Raw genomic sequence first — 965 nt, 5'->3', positions numbered from 1 at the left:
ATGCTCTCCATTGTCAAGACACGATTTTTTGAGGAATAAGTTAAGTCCTCGAATCTCGTCATCTATTGAATTAGGATGAGATTTTTTCGACATCATGGGCATAAAATTCACAGGGTTTAGCCCCGTCAAGAGACTGATGGGGACGCTCCTGATTGTAAAACTGGACATAACGAGCTATCCCTTTACGCAGCGCGCGAGGGTCTTCAAATTCATTCAAGAAGATACATTCACATTTGAGAGAGCGAAAGTAACGTTCCGTACGGCTGTTGTCCGTTGCCCGACCCGTACCGTCCATCGACACCTTGATGCCTTCTTTTTCTAACAGATTCAGATAATACGCATTGGTAAAATGTGAACCCTGATCGCTATTCATGATCTCCGGTTTACAACGGCTGAAAGCACGCTTGAAGCATATCATAATAAAGCCCTTTTCGAGCGTGCTGGACAGTTCGTAATCAATTCCCTTGCGGCTGTACCAGTCGATGATGTTGAACAAATACATAAATCCCTTACCCCTCCTCAGATAGGTAATATCGATTCCCAGACGTGATTAGGTCTCCCGATCGTTAATCCGCGAAGCAGATAAGGGCGCGTGTACTGGGCATGGAGGCGTTTGCTCAGGTTCGGCTCCGGATAAATCGCCTCCAATCCCATGAGATGCATCAGACGGCGTACTCGCTTACGATTCATTGCGAAGCCCTGATCCCGAAGAAAACGGGTTATGCCGATAACCGAAGTAAGGATGTTTCATATATATAGGTTTCATCGATTCGATGCATGAGCTGCACATTGTCTTCGCGTTCTTGTTGCTCCTTGCTCGGACGGTGTACGCTCGTTCTGTTCACACTGAGCAGATCTGCCTGACGTTTCACTGTGATCTCGATATAGCCGCGCTCAACCATCGCTTTCCGGACTTCCAAGGGTTCATTTGAGGCCAGATTTTTTTTTGAGCCAGTCCACCTCCA

Annotated in this window: 3 protein-coding genes; all 3 read right to left on the bottom strand. The window is 46.9% G+C overall.

Annotation, left to right across the window (positions count from 1 at the left end; genetic code table 11):
• Positions 1–70: 70 nt before the first annotated feature.
• On the bottom strand, positions 71–532 hold the full coding sequence (locus EYB31_RS41460) for an integrase core domain-containing protein (protein ID WP_338120024.1): 462 nt from the start codon (positions 530–532) through the stop codon (positions 71–73).
• A complete protein-coding gene (locus EYB31_RS41690) occupies positions 520–690 on the bottom strand; it encodes a hypothetical protein (RefSeq protein ID WP_165452855.1) in 171 nt (56 codons plus the stop codon). Before EYB31_RS41690 ends, EYB31_RS41460 begins: the two co-directional genes overlap by 13 nt.
• Positions 691–868: 178 nt before the next feature.
• Positions 869–928, bottom strand: coding sequence for a KxYKxGKxW signal peptide domain-containing protein (locus tag EYB31_RS41685; RefSeq protein ID WP_131018498.1), 60 nt, complete (start codon positions 926–928; stop codon positions 869–871).
• Positions 929–965: the final 37 nt, after the last annotated feature.

Source organism: Paenibacillus thalictri (genome assembly GCF_004307995.1).
GTDB lineage: Bacteria > Bacillota > Bacilli > Paenibacillales > NBRC-103111 > Paenibacillus_AF > Paenibacillus_AF thalictri.
Note: the sequence above shows the minus strand (reverse complement) of the source record. Positions and strands in the feature narration are given on the sequence as shown.

What these genes read in the sequence shown, in the direction of transcription:
- EYB31_RS41690 (WP_165452855.1), bottom strand. Translation starts at nt 690, where the DNA reads ATGAATCGTAAGCGAGTACGCCGTCTGATGCATCTCATGGGATTGGAG.